This is a genomic window from Solimonas variicoloris DSM 15731 (genome assembly GCF_000382285.1).
Classification (GTDB): domain Bacteria; phylum Pseudomonadota; class Gammaproteobacteria; order Nevskiales; family Nevskiaceae; genus Solimonas; species Solimonas variicoloris.
In genome coordinates this window covers 373,970-399,266 of record NZ_KB907925.1, presented here as the reverse complement: position 1 = coordinate 399,266, position 25,297 = coordinate 373,970, and the positions used below count along the sequence as shown (strand labels likewise).

Genomic DNA, 25,297 nt, shown 5'->3' with positions numbered 1-25,297 from the left:
CGAGCTTCGACCGTTTGCAGTAATTCGGCGCCGCACCGGTCACTCGCCGCGGTAGCGCACCCAGTTCTTTTCGGTCTCGTACAGCGTCAGCTCGTACATCAGCTCGCCGAACCGCGGCTGCAGCGCGTTCCAGAACACCACCGCCAGGTTTTCCGCGGTCGGATTGATGCCGCGGCATAGCGGCGAGTCGATGTTGAGATTGCGGTGGTCGACGTGATCGAGGATGCGTTCCTGGATCGCGTCGCGCATCTCGGTCAGATTGACGACGACGCCGGTCTTCGGGTCGATGCCGCCGCGCAGCGTCAGCTCGATCACGTAGTTGTGGCCGTGGCCGTGGTCGCGCGCGCAGGGGCCGAACAGCGCGCGGTTCTCGTCGGCGCTGAGGCCGTCCGACCACAGGCGGTGCGCGGCGGCGAAGCTGGCCCGCCGCGTCAGATAGACGATGGGGCGCTTCTCAGTCGTCATTGCAATGCACCTCGACGATGGTGCCGCTGATCGGCCCGGACTGCGCGCGGTCGAGCAGGAAGGTGACGGTCGGAGCGATGTCGTCCGGCTGCGTCGACGCCTGGATGCCGAGCTCGCCGACCATCGCCGTGTCCATCGTGCCCGGCGCGACGGCGTTGACGCGAATGCCGTAGGGCTTGCCTTCGAGCGCGAGCGCCTCGGTGAGGCCGACGACGGCGTGCTTGGAGGTCGCGTAGGCGCCGAAGCCGGCGAAGCGCTGCATGCCGCGCAGGCCGCCGAGCGAGGAAACGTTGACGATGTCGCCGCCGCTGCCACGCGCCCGCCACAGGCGCATCGCCGCGCGGCACGCGTTGAAGGTGCCGCCGACGTTGATCGCCATCACCTCGGCGAAGCGCTGCGGCGTCAGCGCGGTCCAGATGTCGCCGCGGCCGAGGATCGCGGCGCTGCAGACCAGCGCGTCCGGCGCGAAGTCGTCAATCGCGGCTTCGAGCGCGGCGGCGTCGCTGACGTCGAGCGGGTAGGCCTGCGCCACGGCGCCCTGCGCGCGCAGCTCGGCGGCCAGCGCCGCGAGCGGTTCGGCACGGCGGCCGGCCAGACCGAGGCGCGCGCCGCCCGCCGCCAGGCGGCGCGCGACCGCGGCGCCGAGCCCGGAGCCGCCGCCGGTGATGAAGATGGATCGTGTCGCGGAAGTCATCGTCACACTTTAACCCGGCTCACCGCGCGCCCGCTGCCGCCGGATTCGTGAGAACCGTGCGCGGCACTGCGGCGCTCGCGCACCATGGGGCTCGAACACCGGACGACGGCATGCACGCGGCGCGACGCCTCCATCGCCGCCGCCGATCTGCTGCCGGGCGCTGAGCGCCATGGCGAAGGCCTGGCCGCGTGCGAGGTCCGTGTCGACCGCCCCGGTTCCGTTCACGTCCGCCGCGCCCCCCGAGTCGCGTCCGCTTCAGGCCTGCGGCGGCGCGCCGCGCGCGCGCATCAGCACCGTCAGCGCGCCCTGCTGGACGACGACGCCGTCGTCGCGGCGCACGTCGAACGCGAAGCGCACCACGCCGGTGCCGGGTTTCGATGCCAGACGCGCGTCGAGCAGCGCGACCTCGGCGTGCACGGTGTCGCCGATCTTCACCGGCGCGCGGAAGTTCCAGTCCAGGTGCAGCAGGCCGATGACGCCGTCGCCGAACACGCCGAGCTGCGTGAACAGGCCGATCGCGACCGCCATCGTCAGCGGCCCGTGCGCGATGCGCGTGCCGTGCACGGTGCCGCGCGCGAAGTGCTCGTCGACGTGAATCGGCGTCCAGTCGCCGGCCAGGCCGGCGAACTGGACGATGTCACCCTCGCCGATCGTGCGGCCGCGCGTGATCCAGCGCTGGCCGGCGACGAAGTCCTCGACGCGCCCGCCCATGGCGCCGCCGCGCTCAGCGCGCGGCGTTGCGCATGCGGGTCAGCACCGCGTTGATTTCCTCGAGCGTGCGCGGATCGTCGATCGTCGCCGGCGCGGTGTACGGCTTCTCGTCGGCGATCGCGCGCATCGTCGCGCGCAGCACCTTGCCGGAACGCGTCTTCGGCAAGCGCGCGACGATCGCGACCTGCTTGAAGGCGGCGACCGCGCCGATCTGCTCGCGCACGCGGGCGACGAGTTCGGCCGACAGCTGTTCCGCCGACTTCTCGACGCCGGCCTTGAGCACCACCAGGCCGACCGGCACCTGTCCCTTGAGCGCGTCGGCGGCGCCGATCACCGCGCATTCGGCGACGTCCGGATGCGAGGCCAGCACTTCCTCCATGGCCCCGGTCGACAGACGGTGGCCGGCGACGTTGATGATGTCATCGATGCGCGACATCACCCAGAAGTAGCCGTCCTCGTCGACGTAGCCGGCGTCGCCGGCGAGGTAATAGCCGGGATAGTGCGACAGATAGTTGTCGATGTAGCCCTGCTCGTTGTGCCAGAGGGTCGGCAGCGTGCCCGGCGGCAGCGGCAGCTTGATGACGAGGTTGCCGATCTCGCCGGTGGCGGCGGGCTTGCCGTCGATGTCGAGGATGCGTACGTCGAAGCCGGGCACCGGCAGCGCCGCCGAGCCGGGCTTCACCGGCATCGTCTCGATGCCGACCGGATTGGCGATCGCCGGCCAGCCGAGCTCGGTCTGCCACCAGTTGTCGATCACCGGCACCTGGAGCTGGGCGCGCGCCCATTCGATCGTGTCCGGATCGCAGCGCTCGCCGGCCAGATACAGCGTCTTGAAGCCCGACAGGTCGTACTGCTTCAGCAGCGCGCCATGCGGATCTTCCTTCTTGATCGCGCGAAACGCGGTCGGCGCGGTGAAGAAATTCTTGACCCGATGCTGGCTGATGACGCGCCAGAACGCGCCGGCGTCCGGCGTCCGGCGTGCCGACCGGCTTGCCTTCGTAGAGGATGGTCGTGCAGCCGGCGAGCAGCGGGCCGTAGACGATGTACGAGTGGCCGACCACCCAGCCGACGTCCGAAGCGGCCCAGAACACGTCGCCCGGCTCGCAGTCGTAGACCACCTTCATCGAGTAGCGCAGCGCCACCGCGTGGCCGCCGTTGTCGCGCACCACGCCCTTGGGCTTGCCGGTGGTGCCCGAGGTGTAGAGCACGTACAGCGGATCGGTGGCGGCGACCGGCACGCACTCGGCCGGCGTCGCCGCGGCGACCGCCTCGTGCCAGTCGAGATCGCGGCCGGCCTGCAGCGCGGCGCGGCACTGCGGGCGCTGCAGGACGATGGTGTGCGCAACCTTGTGCGTCGCCAGCGCCAGCGCGTGATCGAGCAGCGGCTTGTATTCGACCAGGCGCCCCGGCTCGATGCCGCAGGACGCCGACACCACCAGCACCGGCTGCGCGTCGTCGATGCGCTTGGCCAGCTCCGGCGCGGCGAAGCCGCCGAACACCACCGAGTGCACGGCGCCGATGCGCGCGCAGGCCAGCATCGCGATCGCCGCCTCCGGCACCATCGGCATGTAGACGATGACGCGATCGCCGCGGCCGACGCCCTGCGCGCGCAGCGCGCCGGCGAACGCGGCGACGCGGTCGCGCAGCTCGCGGTAGGTGAACTGCGCGACGGTCTGCGTGACCGGGCTGTCGTAGATCAGCGCGGCCTGATCGCCGCGGCCTTCGTCGACCCAGCGGTCGAGCGCGTTGTAGCAGGTGTTCAGCTCGCCGCCGACGAACCAGCGGTAGAGCGGCGGGTTCGCGTCGTCGAGCACGCGCTCCCACTTCTTCGTCCAGTGCAGGGTCTCGGCCTGTTCGGCCCAGAATGCGGCGGGCTCGGCCAGCGAGCGGCGGTATACGTCGGCGTAAGCAGCCATTGGGGCAATCTCCTCGGGCCGTCTCTGCGGCCATCTCGATGCACGCGCGGGCCGGATGGCGCCGCGTCCCGCAGTGTAGCGCCGAGCCCGGCGCACCGGACTCCTGCGTTTGTACCGGAAACGTGACAGGTCGCGCGCCGGCCGCTCACAAGCGGCGGCGGGCGAAGGCGACGATGTCCTCGCGCGCCCGGCGCACTTCCGGAAACAGCATGCCGAACAGCGGAAAGGCGTGCGGCAGCACCGGCCAGATCTCAACCTGCACCTCGACGCCGGCGGCGCGCGCGCGGCGCGCGAACAGCACGGTGTCGTCGAGCAGCACCTCGGCGTCGCTGGCCAGCAGGTACAGCGGCGGGAAGCCGCGGCAGTCGGCGTACAGCGGCGACAGCTCCGGATCGCTGGCGTCGCAGCCGCCGGCGTAGAGATCGTCGACGCTCTGCAGCGCGACGATCGGCAGGATCGGGTCGCGGCGCGCGCGCAGCGGCCGCGACGGCGGACCGTGCACGCGGCCCAGCTCGGTGGCCGGCGACACCGGGATCGCGCAGGCCGGCATCGGCCAGCCGTGGCGGCGGATGCGCTGCAGCAGGCCAAGCACGAGATTGCCGCCGGCCGATTCACCGGCCAGCACGATGCGCGAGGCGGGAAAACCGAGATCGAGCAGCGCGCGGTAGGCGCGCTCGCAGTCGTCGAGCGCGGCCGGATAGCGGTTGTACGGCGCCAGCCGGTAGTCGGGCAGGAAGCCGGCCGCGTCGAGCATGCGGCACAGGCGCGCGACCAGACGCACGTGCGTGTCCGGCGAGGCCGGCAGCACGAAGGCGCCGCCGTGCAGCCACAGCAGCACCGGCTGCTGCGTCTGCGCCAGATCGCCGACCACATGGCCCGGCACGCCGCGATCCGGCGCGCCGATCACCTGGTAATCGACCGCCAGACCGCTGCTGTCGCGGCAGACCTGCGCGGCGACCAGCAGCTGCATGCGCGCGATGCGTTCCTTGTTGCCGCGCAGCATCCACGCCAGCCACGGCCGCAGCAGGCGGCGCATCAGCCAGACGAAGAAGCGGCTGCGGCGGCTGATGACAATGTCCTTCAGCGGCGGCGTGCCGGTTTCGCTCACCGGCAGAGCGGCGTGCGGCGGGTCGAGGCGCGCGGCCCCGGTCTCAGGTTCTGGCTTTCCCATGCCCGCAGCCTGCCTGTGCGCGGCCCTCACTGTCCACGGCCGACGGCGGCATTGGCGCGGCGCTGGCGCTCGCGCACCGCCATGAACAGGGCGATCGCGAACGCGTAACTGGTCAGCAGGCTCATCGGAAAGTACAGCCACGGCGCGCGCATGCCGAGGCGGCGGCCGTCGACGATCGTCCACAGCGGAAACAGGATCAGGTTGGCGAGGATCAGGTCCTGGCCGCCGGACGCCGACGCCGGGTTCACGAACAGCAGCGTGGTCCAGTGCCACCAGCCGGCCGCGGCGCCGTACTCGCGCATGTAGGCGATGTTGAAGTACCAGCCGATCAGCAGCGCCGGCGCGGCGGTGAGCCAGCAGACCCATTCGAGCGCCGAGGCGGCGCCGGCCGGACCGCCGCGCCGGTACAGGTCGCGGCTCAGCCAGACGATCAGCGCCACCGACAGCAGGCCGAGGCCGGCGTAGAACAGTTCGATCGACGACATGGCGCTTCCCCCGCTGCGGCCCGCGCGGCATCGAACGGCAGCCGCCCCCGCGGCGACTATGGCCGGCCGCGGCGTGCCGCTCCTCCCCGGATCGGACGAGAACCGGCGCCGGCCGGCGCGGCGCGCTCAGCTCACGCGCAGACGCTCGTAGGGTTCGATCTCGGCGATGCGCGCGCCGTCCCAGAAGTAGCGGTAATGGCGGGTCTGCGTCACCGGCTGCAACGCGCGCGGCCGCAGTACCGCGACGCAGCGCCCGTCCGGGGCGTCGCGCACGCTGTTGTAGTAGAGGCCCCAGGCGCCGCGCGCGCGCAGCGCCGCGCCGAAGCGCTGGCCGGCGCCGTAATCGTCCGGGTGCAGGATCGCGGCGCGCCGCGCGTCGCCCGGCAGCAGCGTCATCGGCTGCGCCAGCGTCGTCGTGTAGCAGCGCATCTCCAGCACCTCGCGCGGCATTGCCGCATCGCGCAGGAAGCGCTCGCGGTGGTAGCGCGTCTCGGCGATCGCGGTCTCGACGCGGCAGGCCGCGTAGTAGAGACCGAAGCTGCCGTCGGTGAAGCGCGACGGCGACGGATGGCAGAACGCCGCCATGATCGGCGTGCAGCCCGGCCCGTAGACCGACTCGCCGGGCCCGAGGCGCTGGATCGCGCCGCTCTCGTGGCGCAGGCGCTCGTTGGTCAGCCCTTCGAGCTCGGCCAGCATCTGTAGCTCCTCGTCGTTGCGCGCGACGTCGAACAGCGAGACCGCCGGATAGCGGCTCGGCACGATGCGATGCACCGCGCCGTCGACGCTGCGGCTGCGCAGCGGCCCGTAGTCGTCGCTCATCGGCCTTCAGCCGCGCGCGCCGTCGAGGTAGCGGCGCACCACGTACAGGTCGGCGACCTGGCCGGACAGCAGGCGCGCCAGCGGCGCCTGGCCGCCGAACAGCGCGTCGGTATTGGCGTGGCGCAGCCAGTGGCGCTGATTGTCCGGCGTCGGCAGCAGGATCATCAGCGCCTTGTGGATGCCGAGCAGGTAGCTGAGCCGTTCGACCGCGTCGGCCGACAGCTCGAGGCGACCGCCGTCGGCCTGCGCGCGCCAGCGCTGCACGGTGCGCGGCGTGGTGCCGAGCAGGCGCGCCAGCTCGGCCTGGCCGAGCTGCCAGCCCTGCGCGATCGACAGCACCTGGCGCAGGCCGACCGCGTTGCGACGCGCCGCCCAGTCGCCGTCCTTGCGTTCCGGCGCGGCCGGCGCGGCGTCGATGCCGATCGGGACCAGTCTCATTGCGAACCCGTGACGTCAAATGTCGCAATACTATATTCGATTACGACATCGGTCGCTTCGCCGCCGGCCGTCTCCGGGCCCGGCGCCGGCGCGCTCCATGCCCATCTTCCCGGCATCGCCCCGATATACTCGCCGGCGCGCACGGAGCACAGGGACGCCGGACGGCGGAGCCGGGCGCGCCTGCAGAACGCGCACGGCCGGCGACGCCCGGCCGGGGGACCTTAGGCTTTGAACAACATCTGGATCGTCGAAGACCACCCGGCCGCGGCGCAGGCGCTGGCGGCCGCCGCGCGCACGGCCTACGCCGACGCCACCGTCGCCAGCGACGCGCGCATCGGCGCCGCGCTGCAGCGGCTGGCCGGCGGCTACGCACCGGATCTCGCGCTGATCGACCTCGACCTGCCCGACGGCAGCGGCGTCGACGTGCTCGAAGCGCTGCGCCGGCAGTGCCCGGCCTGCAGCACCGTCGTCGCCACGATCTACGACGACGACGCCCATCTGTTTCCGGCGCTGCGCGCCGGCGCGCGCGGCTACCTGCTCAAGGACGAGCCGGCGGCGCGCATGAGCGAGGCGCTGCGCGGCATCCTGCGCGGCGAACCGCCGCTGTCGCCGAGCATCGCGCGGCGCCTGCTGCGCGTGTTCGAGGCGCCGCCGGTCTCGAACGACGAGCAGGAGCTGAGCCCGCGCGAACGCGAAACCCTGATCCTGATCGCCAAGGGCTACCACCTGCCCGACGTCGCGCAGTCGCTCGGCGTCACCCGCTCGACGGCGGCGACCTACATCAAGACCGTCTACCGCAAGCTCGCCGTGACCTCGCGCGCCGAGGCCACGCTCGAAGCGAGCCGGCGCGGACTCGTCGGCCGGCTCTGAGCCTCAGGGCGCCGGCGCACGCACCAGCCGCACCGGATTGCGCGCGGTCTTGGTCGTGCCGCTGTCGACGCCGGCGTTGAAGTCGACGCGCCAGGCGTCGCCGTTGCTGTCGGCATGCTGCGACGAACTCAGTGCGTAGGACGCCGTCGGGTACATCGGCGTGCCGGGAAACGCCGTGAGGTTGATCGCCGGCCGCTCGCAGGCCAGCTCGACCAGCGTCAGCAGCTCCTTGATGTTCGGCAGCCGCCAGCCGCCGCCCTCGGCGGCCGCGTAGGCGAGCGCACCGCCGTAGGTCATCGTGCTCGCGGTGCCGGTGCAGGTGTTCTGGTCGGCGTCCCAGCTCATGCCGGCGAGGCAGCGCCGCCAGATCAGGCCGGTGGCGAGGTCGGTGACCTCCTTGCCGTCGCCGCTGATGCGGTACTGGTTGTCCGGGCGCACCGGCGACAGGCCGGGATTGCAGACCTGCGCGGCGGCAGCGGTCTGGGCGAGGCCGGCGCCGATCAGCAGGGCAACGGCGACGCGGAACAGCGGATTCGAGGTGGGCATGGGCTCACTCCTGAAGGAATACGGTTGGAAAGTGGCTGGTCCGGCCGCCGCCCGGCGGCCGGACCGCACGACGCTCAGCGCGGCATCGCCGAAGGCTCGCGAACCAGGCGCACGGACCGCGCGCCGGTCTTGCCGTTGGCGCTGCGCACGCCGTAATAGAACTCGACCGACCAGGCCTTGTCGGAGGCCACCGCCGGCGTCGCGCTCCAGTAGGTGAACGGCTGGTAGTACTGCGTGTGCGCGAAGTAGCCCGGATCGATCGCCATGCCGGTCTCCGGCCGCGTGCCGTACTGGCGGCCGCGGTCGACGATGTCCTGCAGCTCGTCGACGCCCGGCAGGCGCCAGTCGCTGGCGCCGCACCAGCCGGCCGCATTGGTGTCGGCGACGAACTTCTCGGTGTCGCAATGGCCGTTGCTGTTGCAGTTGCCGCCGTTCTCGGTGCCGGCCGCGCCGCCGTTGCCGGAGTGATCCGGATCGCTGTCGTACCAGCTGTAGGTCCAGTCCTTGTCGTGGATGCCCGGATCGAGATTGCTGATGTCCGACGGCCGGTTCGGGTCGTTGTCGTCAGTCTTGTTCTCCCAGATCAGGCCGGTGACGTTGTCGCGCACGCAGTACCAGAACGCGGCGTCGGACGGCAGCACCTCGCCGTTCTTGCCGATCTTGGTGAAGTCGAAGCCGTTCGGCCGGGTGCCGGCGTTGGGCGTGCTGGCGCCGATCTTGGTCAGCGTACCCGCCGCGGCCAATGCATCGCGGCCGTTCATCGCGTCCTGCGCGGCCGGCGTCAGCGCCGTCGGATCGCTGCAATCGATGCGGTTGTCGCCCTGGTTGCGGCCCTCGCGGGCGCAATAGACGATGCCGGTGTCGTTGAGCTTGCGCGCCGCCGGCGCGGGGGCATCGAGCGCGAAGCTCGCCGTCACCGTGCAGTTCGCGGCGACCACGCCGGTGCTGTAGGTCGAGCCGCTGAGCGTGCCGTCGCAGCCGCTCACGGCGTCGATGTGATAGCCGTTGTCCGGCGTCACCGTCAGCGTCGCGCGCGCGCCCTCGTCCACCGTCTGGCTGGCCGGTGCGATGCTGCCGCCGGCACCGGCGGCGCCGGTCACCGTGTAGCGCCGCACGACCGCATCGGCGGCGAAGCTCGCCGTCACCGTGCAGTCGGCGGTGATTTCGCCGGTGGTGTAGGTGTTGCCGTCGAGCAGACCGCCGCAGCCGCTCACGGCGTCGATGTGATAGCCGCTGTCCGGCGTCACCGTCAGCGTCGCGTGCGCGCGGTCGGCGACCGTCTGCGTCGCCGGCGCGATCTGGCCGCCGGCGCCGGACGTGCCGGTGACGGTGTACGTGATCGCGACCGGATCGGCGGCGAAACTGGCCGTCACCGTGCAGTCGGCGTTGACCGCCGCGGTCGTGTAAGTCGTACCGGCGAGGCTGCCGCCGCAGCCGCTGACCGCGTCGAGGTGATAGCCGGCGTCCGGCGTCAGCGTGAAGCTCGCCGTCGCGCCGGCGTCGACCGTACGCGTCGCCGGCGCGATCTGGCCGCCGGCGCCGGACGTCGCGTTCACCGTATAGGTCTGCGTCGGATTCGGCGGCTCGGGCTCGCCGTTGCCGTTATTGCCCCCGCCGCAGGCGGCGAGACCGATCGCCAGCAGCAGCGTGCCGGCGCGGACCGCGCGCGGCAGGATCGCTGCCCGGCGGTCGCGGAATGTGTGCGCTCGTGAATCCATTTCTTCCCTTCCTCGGCTGACGGCGCCGGGCGTGTTCCGGCGCGTGGAGTACCGGTCGGGATTGTCGAAACGGGGGCTGCCGCGCAGCAGTCCCTATCTGCGGAGGGTCCGCCTCAGCCGTCCGGCAGCGGGAAGTGCAGCGTCACCTTGGTGCCGCCGACGGTGCCGCTGCTCCAGTCGACCGCGCCGCCGAGCGCTTCGGCGCGGCGACGCATGCCGTGCACGCCCTGCCCCGGCGGCTCGGCGACGCCGGGGCCGTCGTCGGTGACGTCGAGATAAAGCGCGCCGCCGTGGCGGCGCACGCGGATGCGCACGGTGCGCGCCTGCGCGTGCTTGAGCGCGTTGCTGAGCGCCTCGCGGACGATGCGGTACAGATGCAGCGCCTGCGCCGCGTCGAGCGCCGGATCGGGCAGATCGTCGGCGGGTTCCCAGGCCAGCCGCGCGCCGGCGGCGGCCAGGCGCTGCTCGGCCTCGCGGCGGATTTCGCCGAGCGCCATCTGCAGCGTGCCGGGCTCGCCGCGCGTGCGGCTGACCACGTCGCGCAGATCCTGCAGCGCGCTGCGCGCCAGATCGGCGAGGGCCGGATCGGCAGCGCCGTGCACCAGCGTCAGCAGCTTGGCACCGAGATCGTCGTGCAGGTCGCGATAGATGCGTTCGCGCTCGGCGGCGACCGCGGCCGCCTGCGCCTGCACGCTCTGCTCCTGTGCGCTGAGGCTGCGGCGGCGGCGCACGATGCGGCCGTACGCGAAGGCGACGGCGGCGGCCGCGGCCATCGCTGCAGCGAGCAGCGCCGCGAGCGTCCCGCCGCTCACGACGCGGCCGGCACGGCGCTCGCCTGCCCGAGCTTGGCGCGCAGCTCGCGCGTGCGCGCATGGTCGGCGCCGAACTTGGCCTCACAGAGCTGTGTCGCGCGCTCCAGCTCGGCGCGCGCCTCGGCGCGGCGGCCGAGTGCCAGCAGCGCCTCGCCATGCAGGCCGCGGATCGTGAAGCTGCGCGGGTGCTCGTCGCCGAGCGCGGCGATCGAGCGCGGCAGCAGGCTGGCGAACTCGCGTTCGGCCTGCGCCTCGCGCCGCGTCTTCAGCAGCAGCTCGGCATAGCCCTGGCGGCGCGCCAGCGTCTCGTTGTCGTCGCCGTAGTTCAGCCGCGACAGCGTCGCCAGCAGCTCGCGATAGAGGGCTTCGGCCTGCTCCGTCTTGCCCTGCGCGAGCGCGGCGCGCGCGTAGTCGTCGAGCGCCTGCTGCGTCGCGCGGTTGTCAATGCCGTACTGCGAGCGCAACTGCTCGGCCGTTTCCTGCGTCAGCCGGTACAGCTCCGGCGAGGCCGGGTCCTTCAGGCGCAGCATCTGCAGCATCAGGCGCCGCGCCGCCAGCGTGAAGTCGTGCGTCGGCCCGAACACGCGGGCCCGGTCGGCGGCGACCTGTGTGATCGTCACTATCGCCGCGTCCAGCTCGCCGAGATCGCGCAGCACGATGGCCTGCTGCTGGCGCATGATCAGCGTGTACGCGTGCAGCGCGCCGATGCTGCGGTCCATGCGCGGCAGGATCTCGTCGAGCGCGGCGCGCGCCTCGGCGAGCTTGCCATTCTGGTACAGCAGCGTGATTTCATTGGCGCGCGCGCTGAAGGTGCTGACATCGTCGGGGCCGAGCAGGCGCGCCGACAGGTCGCCGAGGCCGGCCATGTATACGCCCGCCTTGTCGAGATGGCCCTGCGCATACTGTGTGTTGGCGGCCACCGCACGCGCGTCGATCCAGATGCGCGCCATGCCCGGCTCAGCCGGCGGCTCGGGCGTCAGCAGCGGCTGCAGGGTCTCGAAGGCGCCGGCCCAGTCGGGCAGCTGCGTCTGCACCTGCGCGCGCACCAGCCGCAGCTTGGCGGCAGCCATCGCGTTGAGCGGCTGCCCGGCCGTGCGTTGCGCGGCGCCGTCGAGCAGCGCCATCGCCGCCGTGTTGTCGCCGAGCTGGCTGTAGGTCAGCGCCAGCGCGACGCTGGCCAGCACGTCGGCCGACGGCGGCAGCGTGTGCTGCTGTTCGAGTCCGACGCGCGCGCGGTCGATGATCTGCCGCACCGTCATCGGCTGGCCCTGCGCCTTCTCCGGATCGGCGGCCGACAGCAGATCCTCGAGAAAGCGGTTGGTCGCTTCGAACGCGGCCGTCTGTTCCTCGGCGACCCGGCGCGCCGCCTGCTCGCGCAGCGCGAAGGCCGTCGACACCAGCGCCGCCGCCACCAGCGCGACCGCGGCCAGCGCGGCGCCAGCCGTCAGCGCGCGATGGCGGCGCACGAACATGCGCAGCAGGTAGCGCGTGGTCGGCGGCCGCGCTTCGATCGGCAGGTCGGCGAGGAAGCGTTCGATGTCGCTGGCCAGCGCCAGCGCCGAGTCATAGCGCGCCGCCGGGTCCTGGGCGAGCGCCTTCATGACGATGGTGTTGAGATCGCCGCGGCAGTCCGGGGCGATTGACTGCAGCGGCGCCGGCTTGCCGGTGCGCAGCACTTCGAGCGCGGCGGCCACCGAGTGCGTCGGCAGCTCCGGGTACGGGCGCTGTCCGCCGAGCAGCTCGTAGGCGATGACGCCGAGCGCGTAGACGTCGACGCGCGGGTCGGCGCGGCCGGCCTGGCCGCTCAGCTGCTCCCAGGCCATGTACGGCAGGGTGCCGAGGATTTCGCCGATGCCGGTCAGCTGCGTCGCCTCGCCGTCGTCGCGCGCGCGGGCGACGCCGAAGTCGAGAATCTTCGGCTCGCCGTCGGCCGTCACCAGCACGTTGGCCGGCTTGAGGTCGCGGTGCACGACGCCGCGCGTGTGCGCGTAGTGCACGGCGCGCGCCAGCTTGGCGAGCAGCTCCAGCTTGCGCCGCCGCGGCCAGCCGGCGGTGGCGGTCGTCAGCGGCTGGCCGTCGACCAGCTCCATCGCCAGATACGGCACCTCGCCCTGCTCGGTGACGGCGACGCCGGCGTCGTAGAGACGCGCGATATGCGGATGCTCCAGCGTCGCCAGCAGCGCGATCTCGCGGCGGAAGCGCTGGAACGCATCGCGCGCCGCGCCGCTCTGCGGCAGCTTCAGCGCCACTGCGCGCTGCGGGGACTCCTGCCGGGCCCGGTAGACCCGGCCCATCGCCCCCTCGCCGATCAGCTCGACGAGCTGATAGGGACCCATCCGCCCTGACGGAAAGGCTGTGCTCATGTACGCGCCCTGAAAGTGGAAACCGCGCGACACCCCCCGGTGCCGCCGCGGCGATCCTAGTGTCCCGGATTCGCCCGCGCTTGTGCAGGGGCGCCGCTCACCACCGGCGTCGCGGACCTGCGCCGCTGGCCAAGCCGGCGATGCGCGGGCAACATCGCGCCCATGTTCGCCGCCCGAATCCCTGTCGCAGGCACCGGCCGCCCGGCGGGCTGCCGATGAAAATTCCGTCGCCGCGACCGTCCACGCGCCTGTTCGTCCGCGCCAGCCGCTCGCCCGGCCAGATGCTGCTGGCGCGCATCACACTGCTGGCGGTGCTGGTCATGCTGGTGCTGGCGATCTTCTGGTTCGACCGTGACGGCCTGCGCGATCAGATCGACGGCGAGATCAGCTTCGGCGACGTCGCCTACTTCACGGCGGTGACGGTCTCGACCGTCGGCTACGGCGACATCGTGCCGGTGACGCGGCGCGCGCGCCTGGTCGATACGCTGCTGGTCACGCCGATCCGCCTGGTGATCTGGCTGATCTTCCTCGGCACCGCTTACGAGCTGGTGCTGCAACGCTGGCTGGAGAGCCGACGCATGAGCCGATTGCAAGAAACCCTGCGCGGACATCTGATCATCTGCGGCTACGGCCACAGCGGCGAAGCCGCCGCGCAGGAAGCGGTGGCGCGCGGCACGCCGCCGAGTTCGGTGCTAGTCCTCGACATCGACTCCGGCCGTCTCGCGCAGGCCGCCAAGCGCGGCTACATCGGCCTGCTCGGCAACGCCACGCACGAACAGGATCTGCAGGACGCCGGCATCGGACACGCCCAGGCCGTGCTCATCTGCCTGCCGCGCGACGATGCCGCGGTGCTGGCCGTGCTCACGGTGCGCCAGCTCAGCCGCAGCGTGCGCGTGATCTGCTCGGTGGCCGAGGAAGAGAACATCAAGCTGATCCGCCAGGCGGGCGCCGACGCGATCATCGCGCCCTCGCTCGTCAGCGGCTATCTGATGGCCGATTCGATGCGCTCCTCGCACATCAGCGACTACATCGACGACCTGATGCGCTCCGACGGCCGCGTCTGCCTGATCGAACGTCCCGCCACGGACACCGACATCGGCCGGCCGATGCGCGAGATCGGCCCCGGCCTGATCGTCCACCTGATCCGCGACGGCCAGCGCATCGGCTTCTGGGAAGGCGAACGCACCATCGTGCAGGCCGGCGACCAGCTGCTCGAGATCAAGCCGCAGGCCTGAAACGGCGCAGCGCCGATCCACATCCGCCAACGACGGACGGCTGCGGTCTACCCGACGCGACCCATGCACTGCAAAGCCGGATCCGCCGCAGGCCTGTGAAGCAGCGCAGCGCCCGCGCCGCCGACGCGCCGCCGGCCGACGAGCGGCGCAGCGGCGCAGCGGCGCAGCGGCGCAGCGGCGCAGCGGCGTGGCACGAGCGGCAGTCTCACGGTTTGTTCACGCCCGGTTAACTTTTTCGCTCCTAGCCTCCCCCGCGCGACCGGCTGACAGGGACGCCGGTTGATGAACTTTTACGCACGTGCTGCATGACAGGGAGGAGCTTCCCCATGAACATCCGACATCTCGTACCGGCGCTCGCCGCCTCACTGCTGGCGGCCTGCGGCGGCGGAGGCGGAGGCCTGAGCGACGCGGGCGGCACCGTGAAGGTGGCACTGACCGATGCGCCGGCCTGCGGCTACGAACATGTCTACGTCACCGTCGCCAAGGTCGCCATCAACCGTGAGGCCGACGGCAGCGGCAACTGGGTCGACACCGATCTGCCGGCGCCGAAGAAAATCGACCTGCTCAGCCTGAGCAACGGCGCGCTCGAATCGCTTGGCCAGGCGGCGCTGCCGGCGGGCACCTACCAGCAGGTGCGCCTGATCCTCGCGCCCAACGTCGCTGGCGCGGCGACGCTCAACAACGCCGTCGTGCCGTCCGGCGAAACCGCCGAGGTCGCCTTGAGAACGCCCAGCGCGGTGCAGACCGGCATCAAGGTCAACACCCGCTCGCCGTTCACGGTCGGCAACGACGAACTGGTCGACCTCGTGCTCGACTTCAACGCCTGCAAGTCGATCGTCACCACCGGCAAGGGCAAGGGGAATCCGCATGCCAGCGGCTATCTGCTCAAGCCGGTGGTCACCGCGGCGGTGCAGGTGGTCAGCGGCACGATCGATGGCTACGTCGCCCGTGCCGGCCAGAGCCTGACGCTCACGGCCGGCATCCCCGTCTATGCCGAACAGAACGGCGTCATCATCCGCGGCACGCATACCGATGCGACCGGCCACTTCGTGCTGTCGCCGCTCGAACACAGCTCCGCGGTCGGCGACTACGACGTGGTCGTCGCCGCGCCGGATAGCGCCGCCAGCATCATTTCCGACGTGCCGGTCACCGCGCAGACCAGCACCGTCCTGTCGACCTCGGCGGCGCCCTTCGTCCTCGATCCGCTGAGTGTCGGCAGCGGCACGGTCAGCGGCACGGCCAATGCCGTCGCCGGCATTTCGCTCGACGCCCGGCAGACCATCAACGGTCTCGCCTACACCGTGGCGACGGCCAATGCCGACAGCAGCACCGGCTTCTACAGCTTCACGCTGCCGGCCGATGCCCCGAAGTACGCTCCGTATTCGTCGACGCTGCCGATCGTGCTGGCGCCGGTGGCCACGGCGGCGGGCCAGTACCGCATCGTCGCCACCTCGGCCGCGGGCAACACCGCCGGCGCCGATGCCACCGTGACGGCGGGCGGCACGACGACGGTCGACTTCCCTGACCTGCAGTAACAGCACGCGCAAACGCGGGCAGGCCCGACGCCGGTCGGGCCTGCCTTCTGGCGCCGGGCGTGGCGCCGACGCTACATGCGGAACACGCCGTAGCGCGGATCGCCGATCGGCGTGTTGAGCGCCGCCGAGATCGACATGCCGAGCGCGTTGCGGGTGTCGACGGGATCGAGCATGCCGTCGTCCCAGATCTCGGAGGTCGTGTAGTAGGCGCTCTGCTTGCGCTTGAACTCGCCGAGCACCGGGTCGCGGATCGCGTCGATGTCGGCTTGGCTGAGCTTCTTGCCCTGCTTGGCGAGCTGGCGGATCTTGACGTCGGCGAGCGTGTTGGCGGCCTGCTCGGCGCCCATCACCGAGGTCTGCGACTGCGGCCAGCTGAACAGGAAGCGGCTGTCGAAGGCGCGGCCGCTCATGCCGTAGTTGCCGGCGCCGAAGGAGCCGTGGCACATGACGGTGAACTTCGGCACCTCGCAGTTGCTCACCGCCATGATCATCTTGGCGCCGTCCTTGGTGATGCCGCGGCGCTCGTATTCCTTGCCGACCATGAAGCCGGTGATGTTCTGCAGGAACAGGATCGGCACGCGGCCCTGATTGCACAGCTCGATGAAGTGCGCGCCCTTCAGCGCCGAGTCGTTGAACAGCACGCCGTTGTTGGCGAGGATGCCGATCTTGTAGCCCCACAGATGCGCGTAGCCGCAGATCAGGGTCTTGCCGTAGTTCGGCTGGTATTCGTGGAAGCGCGAGCCGTCGACCAGACGCGCGATCACTTCCTTCATGTCGAACTGCGCCTTGATGTCGCGCGGCAGGATGCCGTACAGCTCGCGGCCGTCGTAGTACGGCGCTTCCGGTTCCTGCCATTCGATCAGCGACTTCTGCGGCCGCTTGAACTGCGCGACGATGTCGCGCGCGATGGCGATCGCTTCCTCTTCCGAATCGGCCGGATAGTCGGCGGTGCCGGACACGCTGGTGTGCATGTCGCAGCCGCCGAGCTCGTCGACGCTGACGTCCTCGCCGGTCGCGGCCTTCACCAGCGGCGGGCCGGCGAGGAAGATCGCGCCGGTGCCGCGCACGATGACGTTGTAGTCGGACAGGCCCGGCACGTAGGCGCCGCCGGCGGTGCAGTGGCCGAGCACGACCGAAACCTGCTGCACGCCCATCTTCGACAGCATGCACTGGTTGCGGAAGATGCGGCCGGCCATGTACTTGTCGGCGAACAGATCCGCCTGCAGCGGCAGAAAGCCGCCGGCGGAATCGCAGAGATGCACGACCGGCAGGCGGTTCTCGATCGCGATGTCGAGCGCGCGCACCGTCTTCTTCACCGTCAGCGGATACCAGGCGCCGCCCTTCACCGAAGCGTCGCCGGCGTTGATGACGACTTCGCGGCCGGAGACGATGCCGATGCCGGTCACGCAGGCCGCGCCCGGCACGTCGCCGTCGTAGGCCTCGTTGGCGGCCAGCGACGAGAACTCCAGGAACGGCGTGCCCGGATCGAGCAGCAGCTTCAGGCGCTCGCGCACCAGCAGCTTGTTCTGCTGGCGCAGGCGGTCGATGTCGCGCTGCGGCCGCGCATGGCGGACCTTGTCCTGCTTCTCGCGGAATTCCTCGGCAAGGCGGCGATTGTGTTCGGCGTTCGCCTGGAAATCGGCCGAGGCGGTGTTGAGCTTGCTCTCGATTCTTTTCATGGGTCTTCTCTCGTAGGGCGGGTTGGCGGCGAAGCGGCGCAACCCGCTTGATCGCGGACGGCGGCTTGCACCCGCCCTACGTCTGCGCTTCCAGACTCAGCAGCAGCGCGTCGCGATCGAAGGTCTGTCCCTTCTCGTACGTCACCGTTGCGATCACGCCGTCGCGCGGCGCGGCGATGGTCGTCTCCATCTTCATGCTCTCCATGACCAGCAGCGTCTGGCCCTTGGTCACCGCGTCGCCGGCCGCCACCGAGACCAGAACGATGCTGCCCGGCATCGGCGCGCGGATGTGATCGTCGGCACTGCCGCCGGCCTGCGCCGCAAGACGGTCAAGCGGATGCCGGTAGCGCAGCTGGTAGGCCTCGCCGTCGACGTGCACGAACACGTCGTCGCCGCGTGTCGCGACGACCACTTCGAGATGGCGCTCGCCCAGCGTCAGCCAGGCGCGGCCGTCGGCGCCGACCGCGAGATCGACGTCGAGCACCTCATCACCGATATGCAGGCGGTAAGCCTGCGCCGAGCGCGACAGCGCGACGTTGTGCTCGGCGTCGCCGAGCTTGAAGGCGTGATGCATGCGTTAGCTCCTGTTCCCCTCTCCCGCCTGCGGGACGAGGCCCCGGGTTGCATACGGGAGAGGGGTTGGGGAAGAGGGCGCCTCGCCGGCGGCGAGGCGAATGCTTTCGAGTACCGCGTCGGTGTTCTGCAGAACGTCGTCGTTCCAGAAGCGCAGCACACGGAAACCACGACTCGCCAAGAACGCGTCGCGCGTCGCGTCGTGTCCTGTGTCGCCGTGCTGACCGCCATCGGCTTCAACGATCAGGCCATGCTCCAGACAAACGAAGTCGGCGATGTAGGGACCGATCGGATGCTGACGCTTGAACTTCAAACCCAGGAAGCGGCCAGCGCGCAGGCGATACCAGAGGCGCAGCTCAGCGTCGGTCTGGTCGCGACGCAGTGCTTTGGCCCTGCCGAGCGCAACGCGCTTTGCCTTCCGCGCCTGCGGCGCGGCCCTCTCCCTGCCCCTCTCCCGCGTTGCGGGAGAGGGAATGGTTGCTTCACCCCTCTCTCCCGCTTGTGGGACTAGGTCCCGGGTTTCATACGGGAGAGAGGCTAGGAGAGAGGGCGCCTGCGTAGCAGGCGTGGCACGCGCTCGGCGCATCAGTTTCGCCACGCGCCGATCGCCGCATGCAGATCCGGCACCGCGTCGGCGACGTCGCGCATCGGTCGTGTCGACAGCGCCGCGGCGGCGAGCAGGGCCTGCAGGGTTTCGGCGGGCAGCTCCGGCTCGGCGGCGATCTGCGGATTGGCGTCGAGAAAGCCCGTGTGCACGTCGCCGGCGACGAAGGCCGGATGCGCGATCAGGCGGCGCAGGAAGGCGGTGTTGGTCTTGCAGCCGAGCAGCACGGTGTCGCGCAGCGCGGCGTCGGCCCTGGCGATGGCGTCGTTGCGATCCGCGCCGCGGACGATCAGCTTGGCGATCATCGGATCGAACGCCGAGGTCACCTCGCCGCCCTGCAGCACGCCGCTGTCCCAGCGCACGCCCTCGCCCTGCGGCGGATGCAGCACCAGCACCGGGCCGGTGGTCGGCGTGTAGCCGCGCGCGGCGTCCTCGGCGTAGATGCGGAACTCGATCGAATGGCCGCGCGACTTCACGTCGGCCTGGCCGTAGCCGAGCGTCTCGCCGGCGGCGACGCGCAGCTGCTCCTGGACCAGATCGATGCCGGTAATCTCTTCGGTCACCGGATGCTCGACCTGCAGGCGCGTGTTCATTTCGAGGAAGTAGAACTCGCCGCCCTGGCCGAAGATGAACTCGACGGTGCCGGCGTTGCGGTAGCCGATCGAGCGCGCGATGCCGGCGGCGGTTTCGCAGATCTTCTCGCGCAGTTCGGGCGACAGCGCCGGCGACGGCGTCTCCTCGACGATCTTCTGGAAGCGGCGCTGCACCGAACACTCGCGCTCGAAGACATGCACGACGCCGCCCTGGCCGTCGCCGAGCACCTGCACTTCGATGTGGCGCGGGTTTTCGATGTAGCGCTCGACGTAGAGGCGGCCGTCGCCGAAGTAGCGCTGGCCTTCCGAGCGGCCGCGCTCGATTTCCTGTTCGAGCAGTGCCAGATCGCGGACGATGCGCATGCCCTTGCCGCCGCCGCCGGCGCTGGGCTTGATCAGCAGCGGCGCGCCGACTGCGCGCGCGCGTTCGACGAACGTCGCCGGATCGTCGTCCTCGATCGCGCTCGGCGCGACCGGGAAGCCGGCCTTCTCGACGAAGTTGCGCGCGCGCACCTTGTCGCCCATCAGGTCGATCTGTTCCGGCGTCGGGCCGATGAAGCGCAGGCCCGCCGCCTCGACCGCCTGGCAGAAGCCCTTGTTCTCGGACAGAAAGCCGTAGCCGGGATGGATCGCGCCGGCGCCGCAGCGCTGCGCCGCGGCAATGATCTGCGCACCGTCGAGGTAACTCGCGACCGGCGTTGCGCCGGTGATCTCGATGGCCTGGTCGGCCATCTTCACCGCGGCGGTGCCGCGATCGGCGGCGTGGTAGACGACGACGCCCTTGAGCCCGAGCTGCTGCACGGTGCGCAGCACGCGTACCGCGATCTCGCCGCGATTGGCGACCAGCACGGTATCGAAGGGCCAGCGGCGGACGTCGGGTACGGGCGTTTGCGTAGGGGGCGTTTCAGTGAGGGGCGCGGTCATGCGCGGCTCCGGTTGCGGGGCGTGCCCTTGGCACGGGAATCGAGGGTCGATTCGAGACGGGCGGCGATGCGGCTCAGACGCTGCATGCCGTCTTCGAGCGTGGCGTCGGGCCGCGCGATGCCGTCGCAGACGATCGAGGTGATCTGGTCGGCGAGCGTGTCGATGTCGAGCGTGTCGCGCCCGCTGCCGGCACGGCCGTTGGCCGCCGCGCTGCGATGGATGAAGGCCCAGGTGTGGTGCTCGGCGGCGCCGTAGATCAGATCGCGCAGCAGCGCGGTCGGCACGTCGCTGCGCAGTTCGCCGGCGGCGCGGCCTTCGTCGATCACGTCGACGAGGAACTGCGTGTACTGGCGGTTCAGCGCATGCAGACCGGAGCCGTGATAGTCGGCCTCGCCGTGGATTTCGCGGAACATCAGCCGGCACAGCAGCGGGTAGTCGCGGATCGAGCGCAGATGGCGCCAGACCAGCAGGCGCAGCCGCGCGCGCGCGCCCTTCACGGCGATGAGGTCGCGCGCGTAGTCGCCGAACATTTCCTCGTACCAGTGTTCGAGCACCTTCAGCAGCAGCTCGCGCTTGGTCGCGAAGTATTTGTAGACGGTGCCCTCGACGACGCCGATGCGCGTGGCGATCTCGGCCACCGCGGTCTGCTCGTAGCCCTTCTCACAGAACACGTCGCGCGCGGCGACGAGGATGTCGGCGATGCGATCCTCGCGCGCCAGGCGCGGCGCATGCGGCTTGGCGGCGCCGCGGCTCATGCGGCGAGCAGCCCCTGCTCGAAGAAGGCTTCCGGCACCTCGAGCGGGAAGTCCATCAGGATCTGCGCCAGCATCTTGCCCTGCGGGTCGTAGCGCAGCGAGGCGACACCGCCGCCGCCGAGCGCGTCCTGCATCAGGAAGTTGAAGCCGTTGAGGCCGGGAAGCTCGAAGCGCTCGACGGCGCCCTCGACGAAGTGCGCGAAGTAGCGCCGCACCGCCTCGGCGGTGAGCTGCGCGCGCAGCAGCGGCACGAACTCGGCGCGGCGCGCGAGCACGCCGATGTTGGCGGCGTTGCCCTTGTCGCCGCTGCGCCCGTAGGCGAGCGCGAGCAGCGGCACCTGGCGGCGCGGACCGGCGGGCAGTTCGGCGGCCGGCGCCGGCGTCGCCGCGGGCCGCACGGCGTCAGGCGCCGGCGCGGCCGGCGTGAACGGTACGTCGCGGCCGTCGACGTCGACGCGGATCGTCACGCTCGATTTCGGCACCAGGCATGAGAACAGCCGCACCAGCGGCGTCACGCCCGGACGACCGCCGGAGAAGCCGGTGATGCTCTGCGCCATCGCCGTCGCCGCCGGGATGAACTCGCGCGAGAAAATCTCCAGCGCGTTCTTGTCGGCGTGCTGCACGGCGAGCTTGAGCACCACCTCGCGCGTCGCCCGGGCGCGCGCCTGCGCACCCCAGTTGCTCTCGGCGCCGAGCACCTCGACGTCGGTGCGCGTGTAGTCGGCCAGACCGCGCTCGGCAAACAGGCGCCGCGTGCGCTTGAGCACCGCGCGCGCGACCGCCTGCGCCTTGTCGACCGCACCCGGGCCGCCGAGCATCATCGTGCCGGTCGCGCGAAAGCCGTCCTGATAGGTGGCCGAGACCTTGTAACGGTCGGTCGGCGCACGGCCGCGCGCGCCGCTGACGGCGACGCGGTCCGGGCCGGCCTGCACCAGCCGCACGTCGCGGAAATCGCAGCTGACGTCCGGCAGCAGATAGGTCGCCGGATCGCCGATTTCGTAGACGATCTGCTCGGCGACCGTCTCCGGCGTGACCTTGCCGCCGGTGCCGGCCGGCTTGCTGAGCTCGAAGCGGCCGTCGGCGTGACAGATCGCGATCGGAAAACCCATGCGGTCCCAGTCGTCGGCGACCGTCGCCCAGTCGGTGACGATGCCGCCGGTCGCCTGCACGCCGCACTCGACGATGTGGCCGGCGAGACTGCCCATCGCCAGCTGGTCGTAGTCGTCGGCCCGCCAGCCGAACTCATGGATCAGCGGTCCGAGCGCGACCGCCGAATCGACACAGCGGCCGGTGATGACGATGTCGGCGCCGGCGTCGAGCGCGGCGGCGATCGGGAAGGCGCCGAGGTAGGCGTTGACGCTCCACGGCTTGGCCGGGAACGCAGCGCCGGTGAACATCTCCGGCACGTCCTTGAGCGACGCCGCCTGCGCCAGCAGATCGTCGCCCTCGACGATGCCGATCGACAGCTCGATGCCCTGCGCCTTGAGCTTCTGCTGCAGCAGCTCGCGGCAGGCCTGCGGGTTGACGCCGCCGGCGTTGCTGACGACCTTGATGCCGCGCGCCTTGATCTGCGGCGCGAGGCGCGCGATGACGTCCGGGAAGTCGGTCGCGTAGCCGAGGTTCGCGTCCTTGGCGCGCGCCTTGGCGAGCAGCGACATGGTGATCTCGGCCAGGTAGTCGAGCACCAGGTAATCGATCTCGCCGGATTCGACGAGCTGGCGCGGGCCTTCGGCCGAATCGCCCCAGAAGCCGGCGCCGCAGCCGATGCGGATGACATCTTTCATGGCTCAGATCCTGTGCAGAACAATCGCCGCGCGGAACACGGCGGCGCGGGGCGGCGCGATGCGCGCGGCCGGCGGATGCGGCCGGCCGTCACGGCGGAGCGGCGCGGTGAAGGGACGCACGGCGCGCTCAGTTGCCCGTGAAGTTGGGCGCACGCTTTTCCTGGAACGCGGTCATGCCTTCCCTGGCGTCCTGCGTCGAGGACATCACCGGCACCATCGCCTGCGCGTACTCCAGCGCCTCGCGCAGGCTCATGTCGCGCGTCGCGCTGAAGGCCTGCTTGCCGAGGCGCAGCGCGGTCGGGCTCTTGTCGGTGATGCGCGCCAGCAGCCAGTCGAGCTTGGCGTCGAGCTCGGCGCGCGGCACCACGTAGTTGACGACGCCCCAGTCGAGCGCGTCCTGTGCCGTGAACTGCTCGCCGGTGATGCACATCTCCTGCAGCCGGCGCGGCGGCAGCACGCGCATCATGTACGGCAGGATCATCATCGGCGTGACGCCGATCTTCGGCTCGGTGGTGCCGATGCGGATGTCGTCGGCGGCGATCGCCAGGTCGCAGGCGCAGAGCAGGCCGAAGCCGCCGGCCATGACGTGGCCGTTGACGCGCGCGATCACCGGCAGCGTGCATTCCTGCAGGCGCTTGAACAGGTCGACGATGTAGTGCTTCGGCCGCGCGAAATCGACCGCGAACGCGAAGCCCTGCACGTTCTTGGCGAGATCAGCACCGGCGCAGAAGGCCTTGTCGCCGGCGCCGGTGATGACGATCGCGCGCGACACGCCGTCGCCGACGGCGGCGGCGATCGCCTGGTCGATCGTGCGCACGACCTGCTCGTTGAGCGCGTTGCGGCGCGCCTCGCGGTTGATCGTGATCCACGTGACGGCGCCACGGCGCTCGACTAGGACGTCCGATGCGGCTTCCGACATGCTCGCTCCTGGGCTGTGCTCACCACGGCGGCAACGACGGTCGGCCGCGGTTTCGGGTTTGCTGGAACGACAGCGTGCCGGGGTTTTGGTGAGTCGGCCTCACCCGTTCAGCGGAGACCGTCCACCGCCTTGCCCCGTGATCGTCGGCCCGCGTCCGCGCCGGCGCTTCGGCCGACATGGCTCGGTGATCACGCGCATCCCGACCACCGCGCGCCGCGGTCGCGGCCTGCCGCTGACGTCCGCGCCAGCCGCGGAGATCCGGGTCCGTTCGCCCCCGCCGAGAGCGATCCGCCGCCGGCGATGTGCGCCGCGATCGCGGCGGCGCGGCGCGCGATGCGGCGGGCGCCGTCGCGCTTCAGCGCCGGCGCGCGGCAGGCGTCGCCGCCGCGGTGCGAAAGCTCCAGGCGTAGGCCGAGCGCGGCACCCGGCCGAGCTGGTCGACGAGCCGGTCGGTCACCACCACCGTGTAGCGCTGATCCGGCGCCAGATCGGCGGCCGGCGTGAAGTTGATGACGTGGCCCCAGTCCGGATCGTAGAGGCCGGAGATGGTCTCGCCCTCGACGCGCCGGCCGTCCTCGTCGAACAGGCAGATCACGCCGGCGCGCTCGACGGCGGACTCCGGCGCCGACTGCGTCGTGAACGCGCGTATGTAGCCCTCGGCCGCGCCGGCCCGGTACGGCACGCCGGCCTCGCCGTTGCGCGGATGCACGCCAGCGACGGCGATCGGCAGCGGCTCGCCGAGCAGCTTCGCCCACAGATGCTCGTAGAGCGCGGCGATCGCCTGCGCGGTGTCGACCACGCCGCCGGAGTTCAGGTAGTAGTTCGCGCTCGCCCACGGCATCGCGCTGCGCACCAGCGGCGCCATCGGCAGCGCCGCGACGCGCTCCAGCGCCAGGCCGGCCTTGGCGATCATGAAGCCGCGCTGCACCTGCGCCGCGCCGATGCCGAGTTCCGGGCGATTGAGCGCGTGCGCGGCGACCAGATCCTCGACCGGCGGAAACACCAGCAGCGGCACGTCGTCGTCCCAGAGGTGCTGGTCGACGATCGCGACCATGTCCATGGCCATTTCGATGCTGAGCGTCGCAGCCAGATCGAGCGCCTTGGCCGCCGCCGCGTCGTCGCCGCGTGCGAGCGCGCTGCGCAGCGCCTGCGGATCGCGGACCGCGTCGAACACCGAGCAGTGCGGGCCTGCACTGTGCAGCGGCGACGCCTTGGCGGCATCGAGATCGCGTTCGCGGACCACGGTTTCGAACAGGCTGTCCCAGATCTCGTCGCCGAGCCCATGCGCGGCGTTGCCGAACGCGAACGCGACCAGCCTGGCGCAGCGTGCCGGGACCGCCGCCAGCGCGGCGTCGCCGGTCCCGGCGGCCAGCGCCGCGCGCAGCTGCGCGTCGCAGCCGATCGCGCGCAGGTGCGCGATGAAGGCGTCGTTGAAGTCTTCCCAGTGCGCGCGCTCGGCCATTTCGCGGTCGCCGTCGAACAGCGCGCCGGTCGCATAGCCGCCGTCCGGGTTGATGGCGCCGGCGAGCAGCGCGCCACGCTGCTGCGCCAGCAGCGACTTCAGCGCGCCGTCCGCGAGGGCCTGACGGCCGAGATCGGCCATCAGCGCGTGCGTGGTCATGCCGGCGGCCAGCGTCGGCACCGCGCCGCCCGACAGCAGCAGCGCCGCGAGCATCCGCGCCACGCGC

Annotated in this window: 22 protein-coding genes and 1 pseudogene; 3 read left to right on the top strand and 20 right to left on the bottom strand. The window is 71.2% G+C overall.

Annotation, left to right across the window (positions count from 1 at the left end; translation table 11 throughout):
- Nucleotides 1-39: 39 nt before the first annotated feature.
- From H149_RS0101930 to H149_RS19345, 8 genes and pseudogenes are all read right to left on the bottom strand, one after another.
- Nucleotides 40-465 carry a 6-carboxytetrahydropterin synthase gene (locus H149_RS0101930; RefSeq protein ID WP_020648042.1) on the bottom strand — a complete coding sequence of 142 codons (426 nt, stop codon included), beginning with the start codon at nucleotides 463-465 and terminating at the stop codon, nucleotides 40-42.
- Nucleotides 455-1,159: an SDR family NAD(P)-dependent oxidoreductase gene (locus tag H149_RS19360; RefSeq protein WP_039747625.1), complete on the bottom strand. Its 705-nt coding sequence runs from the start codon at nucleotides 1,157-1,159 to the stop codon at nucleotides 455-457. Before H149_RS19360 ends, H149_RS0101930 begins: the two co-directional genes overlap by 11 nt.
- 255 nt (nucleotides 1,160-1,414) lie before the next feature.
- Nucleotides 1,415-1,870, bottom strand: coding sequence for a MaoC/PaaZ C-terminal domain-containing protein (locus tag H149_RS0101920; protein ID WP_020648040.1), 456 nt, complete (start codon nucleotides 1,868-1,870; stop codon nucleotides 1,415-1,417).
- Nucleotides 1,871-1,883: 13 nt separating this feature from the next.
- Nucleotides 1,884-3,786, bottom strand: a pseudogene (locus H149_RS24305) (propionyl-CoA synthetase).
- A gap of 145 nt (nucleotides 3,787-3,931) precedes the next feature.
- Nucleotides 3,932-4,894, bottom strand: a complete 963-nt coding sequence (locus H149_RS19350) for an alpha/beta hydrolase (RefSeq protein WP_020648037.1) — start codon at nucleotides 4,892-4,894, stop codon at nucleotides 3,932-3,934.
- An 89-nt stretch (nucleotides 4,895-4,983) separates the two neighbouring features.
- Nucleotides 4,984-5,442 carry a DUF2834 domain-containing protein gene (locus tag H149_RS0101905; RefSeq protein WP_020648036.1) on the bottom strand — a complete coding sequence of 153 codons (459 nt, stop codon included), beginning with the start codon at nucleotides 5,440-5,442 and terminating at the stop codon, nucleotides 4,984-4,986.
- 126 nt (nucleotides 5,443-5,568) lie between these two features.
- Complete coding sequence (locus H149_RS0101900; RefSeq protein ID WP_020648035.1) at nucleotides 5,569-6,261, bottom strand: RES family NAD+ phosphorylase; 693 nt, start codon at nucleotides 6,259-6,261, stop codon at nucleotides 5,569-5,571.
- Between the two features lie 6 nt (nucleotides 6,262-6,267).
- Entirely contained in the window at nucleotides 6,268-6,699 is a 432-nt protein-coding gene (locus tag H149_RS19345) for an antitoxin Xre-like helix-turn-helix domain-containing protein (protein ID WP_020648034.1), read from the bottom strand.
- Nucleotides 6,700-6,927: 228 nt separating this feature from the next.
- Between H149_RS19345 and H149_RS0101890 the strand changes: the two genes are divergently transcribed.
- Nucleotides 6,928-7,569: a response regulator gene (locus H149_RS0101890; protein WP_020648033.1), complete on the top strand. Its 642-nt coding sequence runs from the start codon at nucleotides 6,928-6,930 to the stop codon at nucleotides 7,567-7,569.
- A gap of 3 nt (nucleotides 7,570-7,572) precedes the next feature.
- Here the strand turns inward: H149_RS0101890 and H149_RS0101885 are convergent, their stop codons facing one another.
- The 4 genes from H149_RS0101885 to H149_RS0101870 form a co-directional block, all read right to left on the bottom strand.
- Nucleotides 7,573-8,115, bottom strand: a complete 543-nt coding sequence (locus H149_RS0101885) for an Lcl C-terminal domain-containing protein (RefSeq protein WP_020648032.1) — start codon at nucleotides 8,113-8,115, stop codon at nucleotides 7,573-7,575.
- A 74-nt stretch (nucleotides 8,116-8,189) separates the two neighbouring features.
- A complete protein-coding gene (locus H149_RS0101880; protein ID WP_020648031.1) occupies nucleotides 8,190-9,833 on the bottom strand; it encodes a DUF1566 domain-containing protein in 1,644 nt (547 codons plus the stop codon).
- 113 nt (nucleotides 9,834-9,946) lie between these two features.
- Complete coding sequence (locus H149_RS0101875; RefSeq protein ID WP_020648030.1) at nucleotides 9,947-10,645, bottom strand: sensor histidine kinase; 699 nt, start codon at nucleotides 10,643-10,645, stop codon at nucleotides 9,947-9,949.
- Nucleotides 10,642-12,981 carry a serine/threonine-protein kinase gene (locus H149_RS0101870; protein ID WP_020648029.1) on the bottom strand — a complete coding sequence of 780 codons (2,340 nt, stop codon included), beginning with the start codon at nucleotides 12,979-12,981 and terminating at the stop codon, nucleotides 10,642-10,644. The genes H149_RS0101875 and H149_RS0101870 overlap by 4 nt, the downstream gene beginning before the upstream one ends.
- A gap of 242 nt (nucleotides 12,982-13,223) precedes the next feature.
- Here H149_RS0101870 and H149_RS0101865 point away from each other — a divergent pair, with 242 nt between their 5' ends.
- On the top strand, nucleotides 13,224-14,243 hold the full coding sequence (locus H149_RS0101865) for a potassium channel family protein (RefSeq protein WP_020648028.1): 1,020 nt from the start codon (nucleotides 13,224-13,226) through the stop codon (nucleotides 14,241-14,243).
- Nucleotides 14,244-14,569: 326 nt separating this feature from the next.
- Entirely contained in the window at nucleotides 14,570-15,778 is a 1,209-nt protein-coding gene (locus tag H149_RS0101860) for a DUF4382 domain-containing protein (RefSeq protein WP_020648027.1), read from the top strand.
- 71 nt (nucleotides 15,779-15,849) lie between these two features.
- Here the strand turns inward: H149_RS0101860 and H149_RS0101855 are convergent, their stop codons facing one another.
- From H149_RS0101855 to H149_RS0101815, 8 genes are all read right to left on the bottom strand, one after another.
- Nucleotides 15,850-17,457: an acyl-CoA carboxylase subunit beta gene (locus tag H149_RS0101855; protein ID WP_020648026.1), complete on the bottom strand. Its 1,608-nt coding sequence runs from the start codon at nucleotides 17,455-17,457 to the stop codon at nucleotides 15,850-15,852.
- A 76-nt stretch (nucleotides 17,458-17,533) separates the two neighbouring features.
- Nucleotides 17,534-18,031: an acyl-CoA carboxylase biotin carboxyl carrier protein subunit gene (locus H149_RS0101850; protein WP_020648025.1), complete on the bottom strand. Its 498-nt coding sequence runs from the start codon at nucleotides 18,029-18,031 to the stop codon at nucleotides 17,534-17,536.
- 3 nt (nucleotides 18,032-18,034) lie between these two features.
- Entirely contained in the window at nucleotides 18,035-18,616 is a 582-nt protein-coding gene (locus H149_RS24450) for an endonuclease domain-containing protein (protein ID WP_083930743.1), read from the bottom strand.
- Nucleotides 18,616-20,151 carry an acetyl-CoA carboxylase biotin carboxylase subunit gene (locus H149_RS0101840; protein WP_051101764.1) on the bottom strand — a complete coding sequence of 512 codons (1,536 nt, stop codon included), beginning with the start codon at nucleotides 20,149-20,151 and terminating at the stop codon, nucleotides 18,616-18,618. Before H149_RS0101840 ends, H149_RS24450 begins: the two co-directional genes overlap by 1 nt.
- Nucleotides 20,148-20,906, bottom strand: a complete 759-nt coding sequence (locus H149_RS19335) for a TetR/AcrR family transcriptional regulator (protein ID WP_020648022.1) — start codon at nucleotides 20,904-20,906, stop codon at nucleotides 20,148-20,150. The genes H149_RS0101840 and H149_RS19335 overlap by 4 nt, the downstream gene beginning before the upstream one ends.
- Complete coding sequence (locus tag H149_RS0101830) at nucleotides 20,903-22,690, bottom strand: acyclic terpene utilization AtuA family protein (protein WP_020648021.1); 1,788 nt, start codon at nucleotides 22,688-22,690, stop codon at nucleotides 20,903-20,905. Before H149_RS0101830 ends, H149_RS19335 begins: the two co-directional genes overlap by 4 nt.
- 127 nt (nucleotides 22,691-22,817) lie before the next feature.
- On the bottom strand, nucleotides 22,818-23,609 hold the full coding sequence (locus H149_RS0101820; protein WP_020648019.1) for an enoyl-CoA hydratase-related protein: 792 nt from the start codon (nucleotides 23,607-23,609) through the stop codon (nucleotides 22,818-22,820).
- A 355-nt stretch (nucleotides 23,610-23,964) separates the two neighbouring features.
- Nucleotides 23,965-25,284, bottom strand: coding sequence for an Ig-like domain-containing domain (locus tag H149_RS0101815; protein ID WP_020648018.1), 1,320 nt, complete (start codon nucleotides 25,282-25,284; stop codon nucleotides 23,965-23,967).
- Nucleotides 25,285-25,297: the final 13 nt, after the last annotated feature.